We start from the raw sequence: 15,980 nt of genomic DNA, 5'->3' as shown, positions 1-15,980 counted from the left end.
GTCCCGCCGCCGGGATGCGCCGATGCCGGCGGCCCTGCAAGGGCCGGGGACGCGTGGACACCCCGATCCGCTTGCATCGCGCCGCGGTGTTCGCGCGCCTGCCGGGATGCGCCTCAGCCGCCGCGCGGCCGCGCCATCAGATCCGGCCGGCGCTCGGCGGTGATCCGCTCGGATTCGGCCCGGCGCCAGGCGCGGATCGCGCCGTGGTCGCCGCCGGTCAGCACCTCCGGGATCGTCCGGCCCTCCCAGTCGCGGGGGCGGGTGTAGTGCGGGTATTCGAGCCGGCCGCCCTCGAAGCTCTCCTCGTCGCCGGACGCCGCCTTGCCCATCACGCCGGGCAGCAGGCGCACGCAGGCGTCGATCAGGGTGATCGCCGCGATCTCGCCGCCGGAGAGCACGTAGTCGCCGATCGAGACCTCCTCGAGGGCGCGGCCGGCGATCACCCGCTCGTCGACCCCCTCGAAGCGGCCGCAGACGATCAGCGCGCCCGGCCCGGCGCTCAGCGCCCGCACCCGCGCCTGCGTCAGCGGCTTTCCGCGGGGCGACATCAGCAGGCGGGGGCGGGCGTCATCCGGACCGGTCGCGGCGTCGATGGCGGGGCCGAGCACGTCGCAGCGCAGCACCATGCCGGCGCCGCCGCCGGCCGGGTTGTCGTCGACGCTGCGGTGGCGGCCGAGCCCGTGCTCGCGGATGTCGCGGGCCTCGCAGACCCAGTCGCCGCGGGCGAGCGCGCTGCCCGACAGCGAGGCGCCGAGCGGCCCGGGAAACATCTCGGGGTAGAGCGTGAGGATCGTCGCCCGCCAGGGCGGGGCGGAAGGGGGCGGGTTCGTCATGGCCGCTTGATGGCGCCGGGACGCCTGCGCGGTCAACGCCGCGGCACCGAGCGCCGCCCTCGCGCGTTCAGGACTTCGATGATCAGACCGCTCCTCGCCCTCCTCCTCGCTCTCCCGGCCCTGGCGCACGGCGCGCAGGCGGCGGAACCCCTGGGACCGCCCGGCGCCCCGGCTGCCGCCTTCCCGAAGCCCGACCGGCCGGTGGCCGAGATCGTCGCGGCGCAATGGGCCTTCGAGGCGCAGCGCGACAAGGCCGACGAGTTCGGGCAGGTCGCCCGCCTGATGGGCTTCAAGCCGGGCGAGACGGTGGCCGACATCGGCGCCGGCAGCGGCTACTACGTCACGCGGCTGAGCCCGCTGGTCGGGCCGCAGGGCCGGGTGCTCGCCGAGGACGTGACGCCGCGCTACCTCGCCGACCTCGAAGCCCGGCTGCGCAAGGCCGACCTGTCCAACGTCACGGTGGTGCGCGGCGAGCCGCACGACCCGCGCCTCGCGCCCGGATCGGTCGACGCGGCGATCCTGGTGCACATGTACCACGAGATCACCCAGCCCTACGGCCTGCTCCACAACCTCGCCGCCGCGATGAGGCCCGGCGGCCGGGTCGGGATCGTGGACGCCGACGACATCCCCTCGCGCCACGGCACGCCGCCCAAGCTCCTGCGCTGCGAGCTGTCCGCCGCGGGTTTTCGCGAGACGGGCTTTTCCGTGCTCGACGGCGGGGTGGGCTACCTCGCGGTGTTCGAGGCGCCGGCCCCCGACCGGCGGCCCGATCCGAAGACGATCACGCCTTGCAAGGACGAGGCGACGCGGGGGAAGGCGCGATAGGGGTCGAGGCCCGGCTTCGCGACCGCCCTCCTCCGATCCATGCCGGGCATGCGGACGGGCGCCGGCACTGGTCGGAAGGCGGCGTCTGCCGGCCGCCGTCCAATGCAAGCCGGCGTCCAAGGGCGGCACGGGGGGCTCGCGGTAGGGCGATGACCGGATCCGACCGCCGGACGCTCAGGCGCGTTCGTCGATCTCCGGGACGCCGCTGCTCCGGTCGGCGTAGGCGGCGATGAAGGTCGGCCGGGTCTGCCAGCGCCGCCAGAAGGCATCGAGATGCTCGAAGCGCTCATCGAGGGGCGTCGCGTTGACCGGAAACTTGGAGAACGCGATCGCCGTCGCCAGCGTGATGTCCGAGAAGGTCGGCTGATCGCCGCCCAGGAGCCACGCGCGGCCGTCGGCGAGATGCCGGTCGACCAGGCCGGCATGCGCCAGCGCCACCTTGCGCGAATGCTCGCCCCAGGCCGGGTTGCTGGTCAGCTCGAGCTTCGGGCCCAGGCCCTGGTGCAGGACGTGGAACGCGGTGACGATGGGGTAGAGGATGTGCACCCACACCCGGCTGTCCCACATCTGGTCGAGGCCGCGCTCGAGCGCCGTTTCGCCCATGATCTTGCGGCCTTCGAACGCGTCGTCGAGGTAGCGGGCGATGGCGGAGGTCTCGCTGAGAAAGGACCCGTCCGCGAGCGCGAGGGTCGGCGTCTCGCCCCAGGCGTTCATCTTCAGGTGTTTCCATCCCCGTTGCTCGCCGACGGGCGACATGTCGTAGACCGTCTCGTCGAAGCGGTCGGCGATGCCCTTCTCGTGCATGAAGATCCGCAGGCGCTGCGGGTTCGGGAAGGCCGAGGGGGAGGTGAAGAGCCTGAGCTTGTCGGACATCGTCGTCTCGCTTTCCATCACGTTCGCCTGTCTGTCAGATGACAGGCAGCACGCTACGTCCCGGCGCTTGTCTCGTCAACCCCTGTCTGCCATATGACAGATGGAGGTTGGGCATGGCAGCGACGTCGAAGGAGAACGTGCGGGAGGCGATCCTGGCGGCCGCCCGGGAGGCGGCGATGGCCTACGGCTACGGCGGTCTCAATTTCCGCGACCTCGCCGAGACCGTCGGCATCAAGGCCGCGAGCATCAACTACTACTTCGCCAACAAGGCTCTCCTCGGCGAGGCGGTCGCGCGCCGCTATTGGGAGGACATCGCCCGCGACCTCGAGGACGTGTCGTCGCATGCCTCGAGCCCGACGGAGGCGCTGAGACGGTACCCCGGCATCTTTCGCCTGTCGCTGGCGCGCGACAACCGCATGTGCCTCAGCAGCTTCATGGCGACGGAATACGATGCGTTGCCCGAGCCGGTCCTGAAGGAGGTTCAGGCTTTCGCCGACGTCAACACGGCGTGGCTGCGTCGCCAGCTCGTCGCTGCCGAGCTGGTCGCGCCGAACGAGGGCGAGGCGAGAGCGCGTGCCGTCTACGCGGCGGTCGCCGGCGCACAGATCGTCGCGCGAAGCCGCGCGGACATAACGCTGTTCGATTCCCTGATCCAGAGTTATCGGGAAGCGGGGCTGCTGCCGAACTGATCGGAGCTGAACGGCAAGATCGCGCTGTCCGAACCGACGTTCCCGGGCGGGATCGCGACCGAGACGCGCATCGGGTCGCCCCGATGCCCCTCACGAGCGCCAGCGCAGCTCCCGCGACTCCAGCGGGTTCGCGAACGGGCGCCCGGCGCGCGCGGCCTCCAGCGCCTCGCGCTTCAGGCGAAAGTACCATTGCGAGGGCAGGTCGCCCTGGCCGAACAGCACCATGGTCGGCTTGCGGTCGAGGCCCAGTTGCGCGTGCTGGAGCACCTGCTGGTCCTGGGTCAGGAACTGGCGCATCAGCGGGCGGGCGACGGGCTTGAGCAGGTTGAGGCCGGGGACGTTCCAGTAGAGCGCGTTGGTGAGCATCGTGCGGTTGGCGGTCAGCGGCGTCGCGAACGTGTAGTTCGCCAGGCGCTTCGCGCCCGCCGTGATCCGCTCCAGGCGCACGCCGGGAAGGCGGAACTCGATCTCGACGTCGGGCACCCCGCCGAGCAGGCGGTAGACCGGCGAGCTCGTCGTCGTCGCGTGGCTCGACATGACGAAGCCGTGCGGCACCGGCCGAAACGTCTTCTTCTTCTCGCGCAACGCCTTGGACGGCCGGAACCACCACGAATCGTGGACGAAGGCGACGTGGCCGGGATCGACGAGGCTCAAGGTCGTCAGGTCGAACGAGGCCTCGACCACGAGCTCGACCACGAGCGAGCCGACCGGGTGGAAGTCGAGCGCCGGCAGGGCGGGCGTCTCGCCCGGCGTCCCGAGATGCGGGTTGACCCAGACGAAGCCGGCGCTCTCGATCACGGGGAAGCGCTGCACCACGATCTTCGAGAAGTCGGCCGTGTCGTGCTCGGAGAGGGTCGGCACGTCGCGGCAGCGGCCTTCGGTGGAGAAGCGCCAGCCGTGGAACGGGCAGACCAGCTCGGCACCGTCGAAGCCGCCCTTGGACAGCGCCATGCCGCGGTGCGGGCAGCGGTCGCGCAGCGCGAACGGGGCGCCGTCCGCATCGCGCCCGATCACGATCTGCTCGCCGTTCAGCTCGACCGCGCGGAGCGCCTTGCCGGTCAGGCCCGAGGCTTGGCCGACGCAGTACCACGCATCCGGCAGCGGCCGGCGCATCGCATCGGGGTCGAGGGCCTCGTCGGCGGCCGGGTCGCGTGCGGGACCGCTCGCGTGGAGAGCGATCGGGGAGGCGGACATGGGGTCTCGCAACGGTTCGGGAACGTCCTCATACGCCGCCCCGCCGGATGGGGAAAGCGAGGCCACCGTTCCAACCCCGCCGCGCGACGGTGTGACCCCGCGGAACGCGCGCCTCGAGCGCGATGGGCCGTCATGCCCCGGCACCCGCCCGCACGCCCGCCGCTCCGGCGTCGCGCGGCCGGCCCTGCAGCCAGCGCAGCACCGGCCGCTCGACGCTGCGATGGAAGGCCTCGGTCGCGGCGATCGACACGGCGACGAGGAGCAGCGTCAGCGGCCAGAGCAGGCCGGCGCTCAGCGGCAGCCGCGGCAGGACCGCCTTGGCGGCAAGGAAGACGAAGGGGTGCAGCAGGTAGAGCGCGTAGGACGCGTCGCCGATCCGCGCGATCCGCCGGGCGATCGCCTGGTCGAACCGGAGCCCGCCGAGGACGAGGCCGGCGACGATCAGCACCGCGCCGCCGCCCCAGATCAGGGTGCGGGCCCAGCCGTAATTCCCGGGCGCAGACGAGGCGTCGAACCCGGACAGGTCGATCGTCGCCCAGACGCCGATCCCGAGGCCGCAGAGCAGGACGCCGCCGGCGACGCCGAGCCGGACGCCGCGGCGGAACAGCAGCGCGAGGCCGATGCCGGCGGCGAATTCGAGCACGATCGGCCGCAGCCAGAACCGGAGCGGGTCGAAGGCCGGCGGCCGCAGCCAGGCCAGGAGCACGCCGACGGCGAGGATCGAGACGGCCGCCAGCGCCGCCCGGTCGCGCAGGGCCGCGGCGGGCGCGGAGGCCTTCATCGCCCGCGCCGCGAGCATCATCGCCCCGGCGAAGACGAGGTAGAACGCCATCTCGTAGTTCAGCGTCCAGCCGAGATCGAGGATCGGGAACGGGTAGTCCGGCCCGAAGCCGCGGGTGTCGAACGGGATGAACAGGTACGAGGTCGCCACGTCCGCCAGGCTCGGGGCGGCGGCCTGGCCGGCGGCGGCCGCGGCCAGCAGGACGACGAGGCGCAGCGTGAGCGCGAACCAGTACAGCGGCACGATCCGCAGCAGGCGGCGCTTGAGGAAGCGCGCGGCGCCCCCGGGCGCGCCGAACAGCGGCTCGGACGCGTAGACGATGATGAAGCCGGAGATGACGAAGAACAGGTCGACGCCGGCCCCGAGCGGCAGGGTAGCGAAGCGCGGCATGGCGAGGCCGCGCGCCTCCGCCTGGAGCGCGAGCAGGAGCTCGGCATGGAGCAGGACGACCATCACCGCCGCCACCGCCCGCAGGATCTGCACGCCGTCGAGGCGGTGAAGGCGCCCCGGCGCCGGCCGATCGAGGGCGCCCGTCGTCGTCGCGGCGGTCATGCCGGCCGGTCCAGCGAAGCGCCCGCGATCGCGGCGGCCCGTCGCTTACCGGCCGCCACGCGGCGGACGATCTCGGCCAGGCTCGCCTGCATCCGCGCGGCGCCGTAGCGCGCGCGGGCCGTCGCCTGCGCCCGGGCGACCTGGGCCGAGAGCCCCGGCGGCGCGGACAGGACGCGGGCGATGGCGTCGGCGAGCGCCCCCGCGTCGCCGGGCGGCACCAGGGTCCCCGCTGCGCCCCGGTCGAGGATCTCGGCCGCCGCGCCCGTATCGGTGGCGATCACCGGCGTCCCGACCAGCATCGCCTCGACCAGGGTGCGCCCGAACGGCTCGGGTGCGATCGAGGGATGGATCACCGCGTCCACCGCGCGCATCAGGCGCGTCACGTCCCCGCGCTGGCCGAGGAAGTGGACGCGGTCGGCGAGCCCGCGCTCGGCCGCGCGCGCATGCAGACCGTTCGCGTAGGCGTCCTCGCCGAACAGGGCGGTGCCGGCGACGATGCACGCCGTGCCGGGCGAGCGGGCCAGGGCCTCCAGCACCACGTGCTGCCCCTTCCACGGGGCGAGCCGGCTGAACACGCCGACCAGTGGGCCGTGCGGCAACCCGAGGCTCGTGCGCAGGGCGGCCGGGTCGCCGGGCTCGCCGTCGAGGTCGAGGCCGTTGGGCACAACCTCGACGAGATCCCGGCGCCCGCCCGCCGCGACGAAGGCGTCGGCGGCGGCCTGCGACGGAACCACGACCCCGGCGGCGAACGCGTTGGCGAGGCGGACCTGAAGCCCACGCTGCGCCGCCCCGAAATGCGCGGGATCGAGGATGTCGTGCAGGTGCCAGATCAGCGGGCGGCGCACGAGAGCCGCGGCGAGGGCCGAGAGGATGAAGGCCTTCTGCGAGTTGGCGTAGACCACGTCGTGGGCCTTCGCGGTCCGCGCCAGCGCGAGGATCGTCGCGGCGAGCCGTCCGGCCAGCGGAATCGCGCGCCAGGGCGAGCCGTCGCGGCGCAGGGACGACAGCCCGGATCCGTGCCGCGCACGGACGACCGCCAGCCCCCGCTCCCGCAGCGCGGTCGCGAGCGGCCCGTCCTCGAACAGGAAGGCGGTGGCGCCGCGCCAGGGTCCCACGGCATCGCACAGCACCATCTCGGCGCCCGACATCGTGCTGGTGTGGTTGACGAACACGACCCGCGGACGGTCCATCACGCGGCTCCGAGATAGCGGCGCGCCGGCTCGTGCCCGGTGTCGTAGAACGGGTGGTCGTCGGCCCGCACCATGGTGATCGCGAGCCCGAACACGTCGCCGCCGGCCTCGCGCAGGCCGTTGACGGTGGCGCTGATCGCCGACACCTGCGAGCGGCCCCAGCGGGTGCAGCACAGCACGCCGTCGACCTGCCGCGCCAGGATCTGGGCGTCCATCAGCATCGCCGCGGGCGGGCTGTCGATCAGCACCAGGTCGTACTTGCGGGCCCAGAGCAGCAGCTCGGTCATGCGCTTGCCCATCAGCAGCTCGGTCGATTCCGTGGTCGCCGCGCCGGCGGGGATGGCGTCGAGGTTGGGCGTCGCCGTCGCGATCACCGCCTCCCGCGGCAGGGCCTCGCCGCGCAGCACGCCGGCGAGGCCGGGGCCGGCGGGCAGGTCCAGAGCCGTCTCGAAGACCGGGCGGCGCAGGTCGCATTCGAGGACGAGCACGCGGCGCCCGCTCGCCGCGTTGAGCTGGGCGAGCGCGAGGGTGGTGAAGGACTTGCCCTCGCCGGGCGCGGCCGAGGTGAGCAGGATCGCGCGGCTCGTGCCGTCGGCGCCGGCCAGCATCAGCCGGGCGCCGAGGTTGCGCAGGACCTGCTGCATCAGCGGATCGCTGCGCGCGTCGCGCAGCGCCGCGGCGAGCGGCAGCTCGCCGGCGGCGGCCCCCATCCGTCCGAGCAGCGCCGGTCCGCCGGCGGCGCGCAGGTGCGGCAGCTGGGCGAAGACGGGGGCGTGGGCCACCGCGGCGAGCTGCGTCGAGGTCCGAACGCTGCGGTCGGCGCGTTCGCGCAGCAGCGCGGCGGCCGCGGCCAGCGTGGCGGCCAGGACGAAGCCGGCGCCGAGGAACAGCAGCGGCTTCGGGGTGACCGGCGCGGCCGGCACGTCGGCGAGGCTGACGAGCCGGGTGCTGCCGACGAGGATGCGGCGCTCGGTCTCGAGCTCGTTGGCGCGCTTGTACAGGTCGGTGTACTGGCCGCGCTTGATCTCGGCGTTGCGCACCATGCCGGCGACGACCGATTCGTCGTCCATCGCGGACGCCGCCTCGGCCTTCGCGGTCTCCATCTGCTGGCGCAGCGACTTGGCGAGCGCGCTCGACGCGTCGAAGGTCTTCTTCAGGCCGGCGCTGATGCTCGCGACCTCCCGGTCGACGCGCAGCTTCAGGCCGGCGAGCTCCGTGCGCATCGCCTGCAGCGTTGGATGGTTCGGCCCCAGCACCGTGCCGGTGTTGGCGATCTGCGCGGCCACCACGTTCATCTGCTGCTTGAGGTCGCCGATCGTCCGGCTCGCCAGCACCGCCGGGGCGTTGATCGAGCCCCGGGCCTGGTCGGCGTTGATCTCGGAGAGGCGCGCCGCGGCGTCGGCCTTGGCGGTCTCGGCCGCCGAGAGCTGCTGGGTGATGGTGCTGAGCCGCTCGGAGGTGATCGGCGCGTTGGCGCCCGACATCAGGCCCTTGCGCCGGCGGAAGGCCTGGATCTTGGCCTCGTCGTCGCGCAGGGACGCGTCGAGCTGGCGGATCTCCTTCCACAGCCACTCGGTCGCCGCCTCGCGGCTGTTGGCGAGCACGCCGCGCTGGTCGTCGAGGAAGGCGGTGATCAGCGCGTTGGTCAGCGCCTGGGAGGTCTCCGCGTTCGGCGAGCGGTAGGTGATGTTGATGACGCGCGAGCGGCCGGCGCCGGTGACGACGTAGCGGCGCTGCAGGTAGTCGACCACCAGGTCGGTGTTGCCGCGCAGCTTGTCGCAGCCGTCCTCCTTGGGCGGCAGCAGGCTCGCGAGGAGCCCGCCGCGCGCGATTTGCCGGCACTCGGCCACAACCTTCTCGACGACGTCGCCCGAGGCGACGAGGCGCATGATCCGCGGCGCGCGGATCACCAGCATCTGGCTCTCGATGTCGGCCGGGTCGCCGAGCTTCTGGATCCAGGCGACCGACGCGTTGGCGTTGTTGCTGCCGGGCTCCGGCTCGGCCACGATCACCGAGCCGACCGCCAGGTACTGCACCGGCGCGACCATCAGCAGCCCGATCGCCACCGACATGACGCCGATGAAGACCGCCGCGAACAGGCGCCGCCGCCGCCAGATCGTCGCGAACGGGCCGGCCTGGTCGGTGGCCGGGCCCGAACGCGGCGCGGCCGGCACGGCGGTGCGGGCGGGGTTGAGGTAGGACGTCGTCATCGTCGACCACCGGGTCTGGCGCCGGTTCGCGAACGGGGTCGCGCGACCGTGCGGAAGGGATTGTGAGGTTCGGGCCGCCGCGCGCGGGCCGAGCGTGGCGGATTCGGTCAGGCCAGGGCCTTGAGGCGGTGGCCCGAGCGCTCCTGGCCGGCGCCGAGGTCGCGGTGGAGGGCCATCTGCTCGTCGACGAAGCCGGCGAACCGGGTGCGGAACACCTCCGGGGCGAACAGCGCCGCCTGGGCGCGGCAGGCGGCGCGCGAGAACATGCCCTCCTGCTCCGTGAAGTCGCGGACGCAGGCCGCGATCGCGGCGGGGTCCGGCTCGGCGAAGAACATGCCCGAGCGGTTGGGCGGGAGCGTCGCCACGGTCTCGCGCGCGCCGCCGCGGCCGAGCGCCAGCACGGGGGTGCCCTCGGCCTGCGCCTCCACCGGGATGATCCCGAAATCCTCCTCCGCCGCGAACACGAAGGCGCGCGCCGTCCCCATCAGCCGGCGGAGCTCGGAATCCCCGACGAAGCCGGCGAACGTCACGTTCGGCCCGGCCGCCTCGCGCAGGCGCGCCTCCTCGGAGCCGGTCCCGGCGACGACGAGCCGGAGGTCCGGCATCAGGGCGAAGGCCTCGATCACCGCGCGCACGTTCTTGTACGGCACGAGGCGGCTCGCCACGAGGAAGTGGTCGCCGCGCGGCAGGTCCGCCCGGATCGCCGATTGCGTGACCGGCGGATGGATCACCTCGGCGGCGCGGCCGTAGACCTTGCGGATGCGCCGGGCGACGAAGGCGGAGTTGGCGACCACCGCGTCCGGCCCGCTGGCGGTGCGGGTGTCCCACAGGCGCATCCGGTGCAGGATCATGCGGGCGACCATGCTCTTGACGCCGTGCTCGTACCCGCTCTCGCGCAGGTAGCTGTGCTGCATGTCCCAGGCGTAGCGCATCGGCGAATGGATGTAGGACACGTGGACCTGGCTCGGCCCGGTCAGGATGCCCTTGGCGACGGCGTAGCTGCTCGAGATCACGAGGTCGTAGGCCGAGAGGTCGAACTGCTCGACGGCGATCGGCATCAGCGGCAGGTAGGCGCGGTGCCGGGTGCGCACCAGCGGCATCCGCTGCAGGAAGCTCGTCCGCGTGGCGCCGACGCCGATCTTGGCGCGGTCGGCCGGGCTCAGGAAGTCGAACAGCGTGAAGACGTCCGCCTCGGGATAGATCGCCAGGATCTCGTGCAGGACGCGCTCGGCACCGCCGACGACGTAGAGCCAATCATGGACGATCGCGACGCGCATCTTCGAGACCTCGAAGGAAGGGGGCACCGAGGCGAAGCCCGGTATGGATGCAACTTACAGGTGTAGTCACCTGAATGGTCGCGGCCAATGCTGGTGATAGGCGGAGATGCTTGCACTTTTAGAAATATCGACGGCTCAAAGGCCTGCCGACAGCGCAAAGACTGCTGAATTCGTCCGCTTGGTAAATCTTAACTATGCTGAAGCGGCTCGGCGCGCGGTTCCGGCCCGCCGCCGGCCGCGCCGGCCTCATAGCGGGCGCGGCGGCGGGTCGGCGCCTGCGAGCACGGCGTCGAGGAGGTCGGCGTAGCCGCGGGCGGTGACGTCCCAGGTGTAGCGGGCTTGGTTGCTCCGGCCCTTCGCGACCAGGCTCTCGCGCAGGGCCGGCTCTTCGATCAGCCGGCGAAGGCAGGCGGCCAGGGCGCCGGCATCGGTGGGATCGAAGGTCAGGGCGCCCTCCCCTGCGACCTCCGGCGTCGCGGAGCGGTCCGAGCACACCACCGGGCAGCCGAGCGCCTGCGCCTCCAGCACCGGCAGGCAGAAGCCTTCCGCGAAGGACGGGACGCAGAGGCACAGCGCGCCGCGGTAGAGCGCGGCGAGCCTCTGGTCGTCGATGCGCGACAGGCGGACCACGCGGGAAGCCGCCCCGAGCCGCCGGAGCGTCCCGGCGACGGCGTCGGCGGGGTCCTCGCCGACATGGACGACGGCGAGATCGGGATGGGCGTGCGCGATCGAGGCCACCGCTTCGGCGAGCAAGCCGAAGTTCTTGTTGTGCGTGGCGTTCCCGACGGCGAGCACGTAGGGGCCGGCGACCTCCGCGGGCGCCCCGACGGCGAGGGCCGCAGGGTCAAGCACGGAAGCCGAGGGGATCACGCGGACGCGCCCGCGGACGGCAGGGTAATGCTGCTCCAGGTCGCGCCGCGTCGCGTCCGAGACGGCGACGGCGGCGTGGTTGCGCGCCAGCATCAGCCGGAAGATCCAGTCGGTGGTGAGCGCCTCGCGCAGGCCGGTGCTCTGAGGGATCGTGCGGAAGTACAGGTCGTGGACCACGACGATGCGCGCTCGCCCGCCGGCGCCCGCGCCGTAGGGGTCGATGTTCAGCACCACGTCGATGGCGTGCCGCCGGCAGCAGGCCGGAACGGTGACGAGCTGGGCCAGCACGTCGAGGACCACGATGCGCGGGCGGCGCACCGTCACGACCGCGACGGCGTCGCGCCACGCCGCGGGGAGCTCGGCCCGGGTCCAGGGCGAGCGCAGCACCACGGCGACGTCGGGCCGCCGGACGAGCTCGCCGATCAGCGCGAAGGCGACGCGGGCGACGCCGGACGGCTTGCCGCCGAACTGGCTCGGCATGTTGAGCAGGATGCGCTTCATCGACTGGCAATAACCCCGGACTAGGGTCGATCTAGCACCGTCAGATTGATCAGATGCGTATTCTCCACCTCTCATCGCTGTATCAGCCCGAACAGGTCGGGGGGGCGGAGCTGATGGTGGAGACCCTCGTGCGGATGCAGGCGGGTCTCGGGGCGCAGGTCGGCGTCGCCTGCCTGTCGCGCCGGGCGGAGCCGCCCGACCGGTCGGGCGCGGCGACGATCTACCGCCTCGGCCACGGCACGCCGTTCCACGTCCTCGACTGGGCCGAGCACGGGCGGCTCGACCGCCTGCGCTACAAGCTCGCCGCGCAGTGGGACGGGCGCACGCTCGCCGCGATGGAGGCCGCGGTGCGGGATTTTTCGCCCGACGTGGTGAACACGCACTCGATGTCGGAGCTGACGCCGCGGATCTGGCCGATGCTGCGCCGGCTCGGGGTGCCGGTCGTCCACACGCTGCACGACTTCACGAGCCTGTGCAGCAACGGCGCGATGGTGCGGCACGGCCGCGCCTGCGAGCGGCAGCACGCCAAGTGCCGCGCCTACGCGCTCCTGCACCGGCTCTGCCAGCGGCCGGTCGACGCCGTGGTCGGTGTCGGCAGCGACATCCTCGCCCGCCACCTCGCGGCCGGGTTCTTCCGCGACGTGCCGGCCGCGTTGCGGCAGGTGATCTGGAACCCGATCGAGACGGGGCCGCCGCCGGCGCCGCGCGCCCTCCCCTCGGGCGAAGTCACGTTCGGCTACATCGGCCGGATCGAGCCGTCGAAGGGCGTCGACACCCTGATCGAGGCCTGCCGCCGCCTGCCCGGCACCGGCTGGCGGCTGCGCGTCGCCGGGCGCGCCGTCGACGGGCTCGACCGCTACGAAGGCCTCGCCGCCGGGCTGCCCGTCGCCTTCGACGGGTTCGTCGCGGCCGACGCCTTCCTCGACGGCATCGACTGCCTCGTCGTCCCGCCGGTCTGGCCCGAGGCCTTCGGGCGCACGGTGGCCGAAGCCTACGCCCGCGGCGTGCCGGTGATCGGCACCGCCGTCGGCGGCATCGCCGAGCAGGTCGGCACCGACGATCCCGCCTGGCTCGTGCCGCCCGGCGACGCGGCGGCGCTGGCCGCCGCGATGGCGCGGATCGTCGCCGACCCCGCCCGCCTCGCGACCGGCCTCGCCAACGCCGCCGCGGTCGCCGAAGGAACTCGGCCGCAGGCGGTCGCCACCCGCTACCTCGACCTCTACCGCAGCCTCCTCGCCCGTGAGCCCGCCGTCGCCCACGGATCGGCGTCCCAAGGATCGACGTCCCAGCGGTCAACGCCTCGAGAATCAACGCCTCAAGGATCAAGGCGCCATGCGCATCCTGCACCTTAGCTCGCTCTACCCGCCCCATATCGTCGGCGGCGCCGAGCGGTCCGTCGAGCATCTGGCCGAGGAGCTCGCCGGCCTCGGGCACACGGTCGCCGCCGCCTGCATCGAGCGGCAGGCCGAGCCCAAGACCGTGCGCAACGGCGTCACGGTCTACCGCATGGCGCATCACAACGACTTCTGGCTCGAGGACTGGGCGCAGCACGGCCGCTTCGCGCGCAACGCCGCCAAGCTCAAGCAGCAGTGGAACTTCGCGATCGCCGCCGATTTCGGCCGGGTGCTCGACGACTTCCGGCCGGACGTCGTCAACACCCACTCGCTGCTCGACATCTCGACGCTGGTCTGGCGCGAGGCGGCCCGGCGCGACATCCCGATCGTGCACACGGTCTGCGAGTACGACCTGATCTGCGGCAACGCGGCGATGTTCAAGCACGGCGCGCCGTGCACGCACTGGCACCTCGGCTGCAAGGTCGTGAACGCCTCCAAGCAGCTGACCAACCGCTGGGTCGACGCGGTGGCGAGCGTCGGCACCCGGATCCTGCAGACCCATGTCGACCATGGCCTGTTCCGCCACCTCGCTCCCGAGCGGCGACGGGTGATCTACTATTCCTGCACGGTGCCGGACGGCGATCCCGAGGCGCGCCGCCGGGTCGACCGGAGCGCCAAGCCGATGACCTTCGGCTATCTCGGGCGGATCAACGTCGAGAAGGGCGTCGGCACGCTGATCGACGCGCTGGCCGAGATCGGCTCACGCGCGCACGCCGCCGAAGGGAATCCCGCCTCCGGCGGCTGGCGCTGCCTGATCGCGGGCCAGGCGATGGACGACTCGATCGAGCGGTTCAAGGCGAAGGCCGAAGGGCTGCCGATCGAGTTCGTCGGCTGGGTCGACCCGAAGGACTTCCTCACCGAGGTCGACGTCCTCGTCGTCCCCTCGTTCTGGGCCGAGCCCTCGCCGCGCACGGTCTACGAGGCCTACGCCATGGGCGTGCCGGTGATCGGCGCCGATTCCGGCGGCATCCCCGAGCTGATCGGCGAGGACAACGCCGACTGGCTGTTTCGCGCCGGCGACGCGCCCGACCTCGCGGACCGCATCCGCACGGTGCTGGCCCGCGGCCGCGCCAGCCTGCCGGACGAGCGCGCGTTCCAGCACGTCCTGCGCGAATCAACCTCCGAGCGCGTCGCCGAGAAGTATCTCGACCTCTACGCCGAGCTTCTCGCCGAGCGCCGCGGCATCGCGCCGGAACCGTCGCCAGCGCACGGCATCCATCATGGCGCCTAGCCCGCCCGGCCCGTCCGCCGCGGCGCCGGACGCGGCTGCGACCCGGGACGATATGGCCGGCCGCTCCGTCCGGGCGGCCGGGTGGGTCGCCGTCAGCGCAATCGGCAACGTCGTCCTGAGCTTCGTGGTGTTCCTGGTGCTGGCGCGCCTGCTCGACCCGAGCGAGTTCGGCCTCGTCGCCGTGGCGGTCGTGTTCATCGACATCCTGCTCATCGTCACGCGGGGCGGCCTGCCCGACCTCGTCGTGCAGACCGACCGGCTCGACGACGGCTTCGTCGACACCGCCTTCTGGGTGGCTTTGGCCTCCGGCTGCCTCTACGGGCTGGCGCTGGTCGCGCTGTCGTGGCCGATCGCGTGGATGCTGCGGATCCCCGAGCTGCAGCCGGTGCTGGCGGCGCTCGCCGCCACCTTCGTGATCGCGGCCGCGGGCGTGATCCACGAGGCGCGGCTGCAGCGCCTCTTCGGCTTCCGCAGCCTCGCGATCCGGGCCCTCGTCGCCAACCTGATCGGCGGGTCGGTGGCGATCGCGCTCGCGCTGAACGGGTTCGGGGTCTGGAGCCTGGTGATCCAACGGCTGCTCGCCACCGGCATGACGACGCTGCTGACCTGGGCGGCGTTTCCGTGGCTTCCCGGATGGCGCTTCGTGCGCGCCCATGCCCGCCGCCAGCTCGCCTTCGGCTCCCGGGTGTTCTCGACCCAGCTCCTCCTGACGCTCAGCATCCGCAGCCAGGAGGTGGTCGCCGCCTACTTCCTCTCCACCGCCGATATCGGCCTGCTGCGCATGGCCTGGCGCTGCATCGACCTGATCAGCCAGGTCGCGGTGATCCCGCTCGCGGCGGTCGCGCTGCCGACCTACGCCCGGCTGCAGGACCGGCCGCGCGACCTGGCCGCGGCCTTCGACGGCTTCGTCGCGATGTCGGCGGTGCTGGCGCTGCCGGCCTTCGTCGGCATGGCCGTGGTGGCGCCGCACCTCGTGCCGCTGCTCTTCGGCGAGCAGTGGCGCGACGCGGTGCCGGTGCTGCGCATCCTGGCGCTGCTCGGCCCGGAATTCGTCGCGACCTCGATGCTGTGGATGATCTTCACCGCCTCCGACCGGACCGGCACCGCGCTGGTCCTGTCGGCCGCGCAGTTCACGATCACGATCCTGGCCTCGTTGGTGACGGCGCCGTTCGGCCTGTCGGCCCTCGTCGTCGGGCACGTGCTGCGCGCCTACCTGTTCTCGCCCGTGGTGGTGCGGGCCGCCGGCCGGTTCGTGCCGGTCGGCACCTTGGCGGTCGCCGCCTCGCTGGCGCCGATCCTCGCCTGCTCGCTCGCGATGGGCGCCACCGTGTTCCTGGCGCAGGATCGCCTCTACGCGCGGCTCGGCGACCACGCCGGCCTCGCGGCGGCGATCGGCCTCGGCATCCTGGTCTACGGGATCCTGGCGCTGCTGTTCCTGCGCGCGCCGCTGCGCCGGAGCGTCGCGCTGATCCTGAACCGCAAGGCCGCCCTGGTCGCCGCCGCCGCGCCGCGCGCCGAGGCGGTGCCCGCGGCTGCGACGCCTTAGAGGAGGTGCGATCG

13 protein-coding genes are annotated in these 15,980 nt (G+C 72.9%); 5 read left to right on the top strand and 8 right to left on the bottom strand.

What is annotated here, in order from left to right; genetic code table 11:
- Window positions 1-113: 113 nt before the first annotated feature.
- Entirely contained in the window at window positions 114-833 is a 720-nt protein-coding gene (gene trmD, locus ACFZ8E_RS12495; RefSeq protein ID WP_405042883.1) for a tRNA (guanosine(37)-N1)-methyltransferase TrmD, read from the bottom strand.
- A 78-nt stretch (window positions 834-911) separates the two neighbouring features.
- Here trmD and ACFZ8E_RS12490 point away from each other — a divergent pair, with 78 nt between their 5' ends.
- Complete coding sequence (locus tag ACFZ8E_RS12490; RefSeq protein ID WP_243935747.1) at window positions 912-1,658, top strand: class I SAM-dependent methyltransferase; 747 nt, start codon at window positions 912-914, stop codon at window positions 1,656-1,658.
- Window positions 1,659-1,832: 174 nt separating this feature from the next.
- Here the strand turns inward: ACFZ8E_RS12490 and ACFZ8E_RS12485 are convergent, their stop codons facing one another.
- The gene (locus tag ACFZ8E_RS12485) at window positions 1,833-2,549 is read right to left on the bottom strand and encodes a glutathione S-transferase family protein (protein ID WP_243985409.1); all 717 of its coding nucleotides are present in this window, start codon (window positions 2,547-2,549) and stop codon (window positions 1,833-1,835) included.
- A gap of 95 nt (window positions 2,550-2,644) precedes the next feature.
- Between ACFZ8E_RS12485 and ACFZ8E_RS12480 the strand changes: the two genes are divergently transcribed.
- Window positions 2,645-3,220: a TetR/AcrR family transcriptional regulator gene (locus ACFZ8E_RS12480; protein ID WP_243935751.1), complete on the top strand. Its 576-nt coding sequence runs from the start codon at window positions 2,645-2,647 to the stop codon at window positions 3,218-3,220.
- A gap of 90 nt (window positions 3,221-3,310) precedes the next feature.
- Here ACFZ8E_RS12480 and ACFZ8E_RS12475 read toward each other — a convergent pair whose 3' ends face one another.
- The 6 genes from ACFZ8E_RS12475 to ACFZ8E_RS12450 all read right to left on the bottom strand — a co-directional run bounded on the left by ACFZ8E_RS12475 (window position 3,311) and on the right by ACFZ8E_RS12450 (window position 11,795).
- Window positions 3,311-4,414, bottom strand: a complete 1,104-nt coding sequence (locus ACFZ8E_RS12475) for an aromatic ring-hydroxylating dioxygenase subunit alpha (protein ID WP_243935753.1) — start codon at window positions 4,412-4,414, stop codon at window positions 3,311-3,313.
- Window positions 4,415-4,544: 130 nt separating this feature from the next.
- Window positions 4,545-5,747, bottom strand: a complete 1,203-nt coding sequence (locus ACFZ8E_RS12470) for an acyltransferase family protein (protein ID WP_405042882.1) — start codon at window positions 5,745-5,747, stop codon at window positions 4,545-4,547.
- Window positions 5,744-6,937, bottom strand: coding sequence for a glycosyltransferase (locus tag ACFZ8E_RS12465; RefSeq protein WP_243935757.1), 1,194 nt, complete (start codon window positions 6,935-6,937; stop codon window positions 5,744-5,746). Before ACFZ8E_RS12465 ends, ACFZ8E_RS12470 begins: the two co-directional genes overlap by 4 nt.
- Entirely contained in the window at window positions 6,937-9,147 is a 2,211-nt protein-coding gene (locus ACFZ8E_RS12460) for a GumC family protein (protein WP_405042881.1), read from the bottom strand. The genes ACFZ8E_RS12465 and ACFZ8E_RS12460 overlap by 1 nt, the downstream gene beginning before the upstream one ends.
- A gap of 107 nt (window positions 9,148-9,254) precedes the next feature.
- Entirely contained in the window at window positions 9,255-10,424 is a 1,170-nt protein-coding gene (locus ACFZ8E_RS12455; RefSeq protein ID WP_243985419.1) for a glycosyltransferase, read from the bottom strand.
- A 246-nt stretch (window positions 10,425-10,670) separates the two neighbouring features.
- Window positions 10,671-11,795, bottom strand: coding sequence for a glycosyltransferase family 4 protein (locus ACFZ8E_RS12450; RefSeq protein ID WP_405042880.1), 1,125 nt, complete (start codon window positions 11,793-11,795; stop codon window positions 10,671-10,673).
- Between the two features lie 53 nt (window positions 11,796-11,848).
- Between ACFZ8E_RS12450 and ACFZ8E_RS12445 the strand changes: the two genes are divergently transcribed.
- From ACFZ8E_RS12445 to ACFZ8E_RS12435, 3 genes are read left to right on the top strand one after another with little or no spacing between them, the layout of a single operon-like run.
- Window positions 11,849-13,147 (top strand): glycosyltransferase family 4 protein, encoded by a 1,299-nt coding sequence (locus ACFZ8E_RS12445; RefSeq protein WP_405042879.1) that lies wholly within the window; start codon window positions 11,849-11,851, stop codon window positions 13,145-13,147.
- On the top strand, window positions 13,128-14,420 hold the full coding sequence (locus ACFZ8E_RS12440; protein WP_405042878.1) for a glycosyltransferase family 4 protein: 1,293 nt from the start codon (window positions 13,128-13,130) through the stop codon (window positions 14,418-14,420). The genes ACFZ8E_RS12445 and ACFZ8E_RS12440 overlap by 20 nt, the downstream gene beginning before the upstream one ends.
- Window positions 14,421-14,472: 52 nt before the next feature.
- Window positions 14,473-15,966, top strand: coding sequence for a lipopolysaccharide biosynthesis protein (locus tag ACFZ8E_RS12435; RefSeq protein WP_243935769.1), 1,494 nt, complete (start codon window positions 14,473-14,475; stop codon window positions 15,964-15,966).
- Window positions 15,967-15,980: the final 14 nt, after the last annotated feature.

The sequence above is a fragment of the Methylobacterium sp. HMF5984 genome, from assembly GCF_045033435.1.
Classification (GTDB): domain Bacteria; phylum Pseudomonadota; class Alphaproteobacteria; order Rhizobiales; family Beijerinckiaceae; genus Methylobacterium.
Note: the sequence above shows the minus strand (reverse complement) of the source record. Positions and strands in the feature narration are given on the sequence as shown.

Excerpts from the sequence above, each read along its gene's own strand:
- ACFZ8E_RS12485 (WP_243985409.1), bottom strand. The coding sequence starts at position 2,549 with ATGGAAAGCGAGACGACGATGTCCGACAAGCTCAGGCTCTTCACCTCC.
- ACFZ8E_RS12480 (WP_243935751.1), top strand. The coding sequence starts at position 2,645 with ATGGCAGCGACGTCGAAGGAGAACGTGCGGGAGGCGATCCTGGCGGCC.
- ACFZ8E_RS12490 (WP_243935747.1), top strand. The coding sequence starts at position 912 with ATGATCAGACCGCTCCTCGCCCTCCTCCTCGCTCTCCCGGCCCTGGCG.
- ACFZ8E_RS12435 (WP_243935769.1), top strand. The coding sequence starts at position 14,473 with ATGGCCGGCCGCTCCGTCCGGGCGGCCGGGTGGGTCGCCGTCAGCGCA.
- ACFZ8E_RS12450 (WP_405042880.1), bottom strand. The coding sequence starts at position 11,795 with ATGAAGCGCATCCTGCTCAACATGCCGAGCCAGTTCGGCGGCAAGCCG.
- trmD (WP_405042883.1), bottom strand. The coding sequence starts at position 833 with ATGACGAACCCGCCCCCTTCCGCCCCGCCCTGGCGGGCGACGATCCTC.
- ACFZ8E_RS12475 (WP_243935753.1), bottom strand. The coding sequence starts at position 4,414 with ATGTCCGCCTCCCCGATCGCTCTCCACGCGAGCGGTCCCGCACGCGAC.
- ACFZ8E_RS12460 (WP_405042881.1), bottom strand. The coding sequence starts at position 9,147 with ATGACGACGTCCTACCTCAACCCCGCCCGCACCGCCGTGCCGGCCGCG.
- ACFZ8E_RS12455 (WP_243985419.1), bottom strand. The coding sequence starts at position 10,424 with ATGCGCGTCGCGATCGTCCATGATTGGCTCTACGTCGTCGGCGGTGCC.
- ACFZ8E_RS12440 (WP_405042878.1), top strand. The coding sequence starts at position 13,128 with ATGCGCATCCTGCACCTTAGCTCGCTCTACCCGCCCCATATCGTCGGC.
- ACFZ8E_RS12470 (WP_405042882.1), bottom strand. The coding sequence starts at position 5,747 with ATGACCGCCGCGACGACGACGGGCGCCCTCGATCGGCCGGCGCCGGGG.
- ACFZ8E_RS12465 (WP_243935757.1), bottom strand. The coding sequence starts at position 6,937 with ATGGACCGTCCGCGGGTCGTGTTCGTCAACCACACCAGCACGATGTCG.
- ACFZ8E_RS12445 (WP_405042879.1), top strand. The coding sequence starts at position 11,849 with ATGCGTATTCTCCACCTCTCATCGCTGTATCAGCCCGAACAGGTCGGG.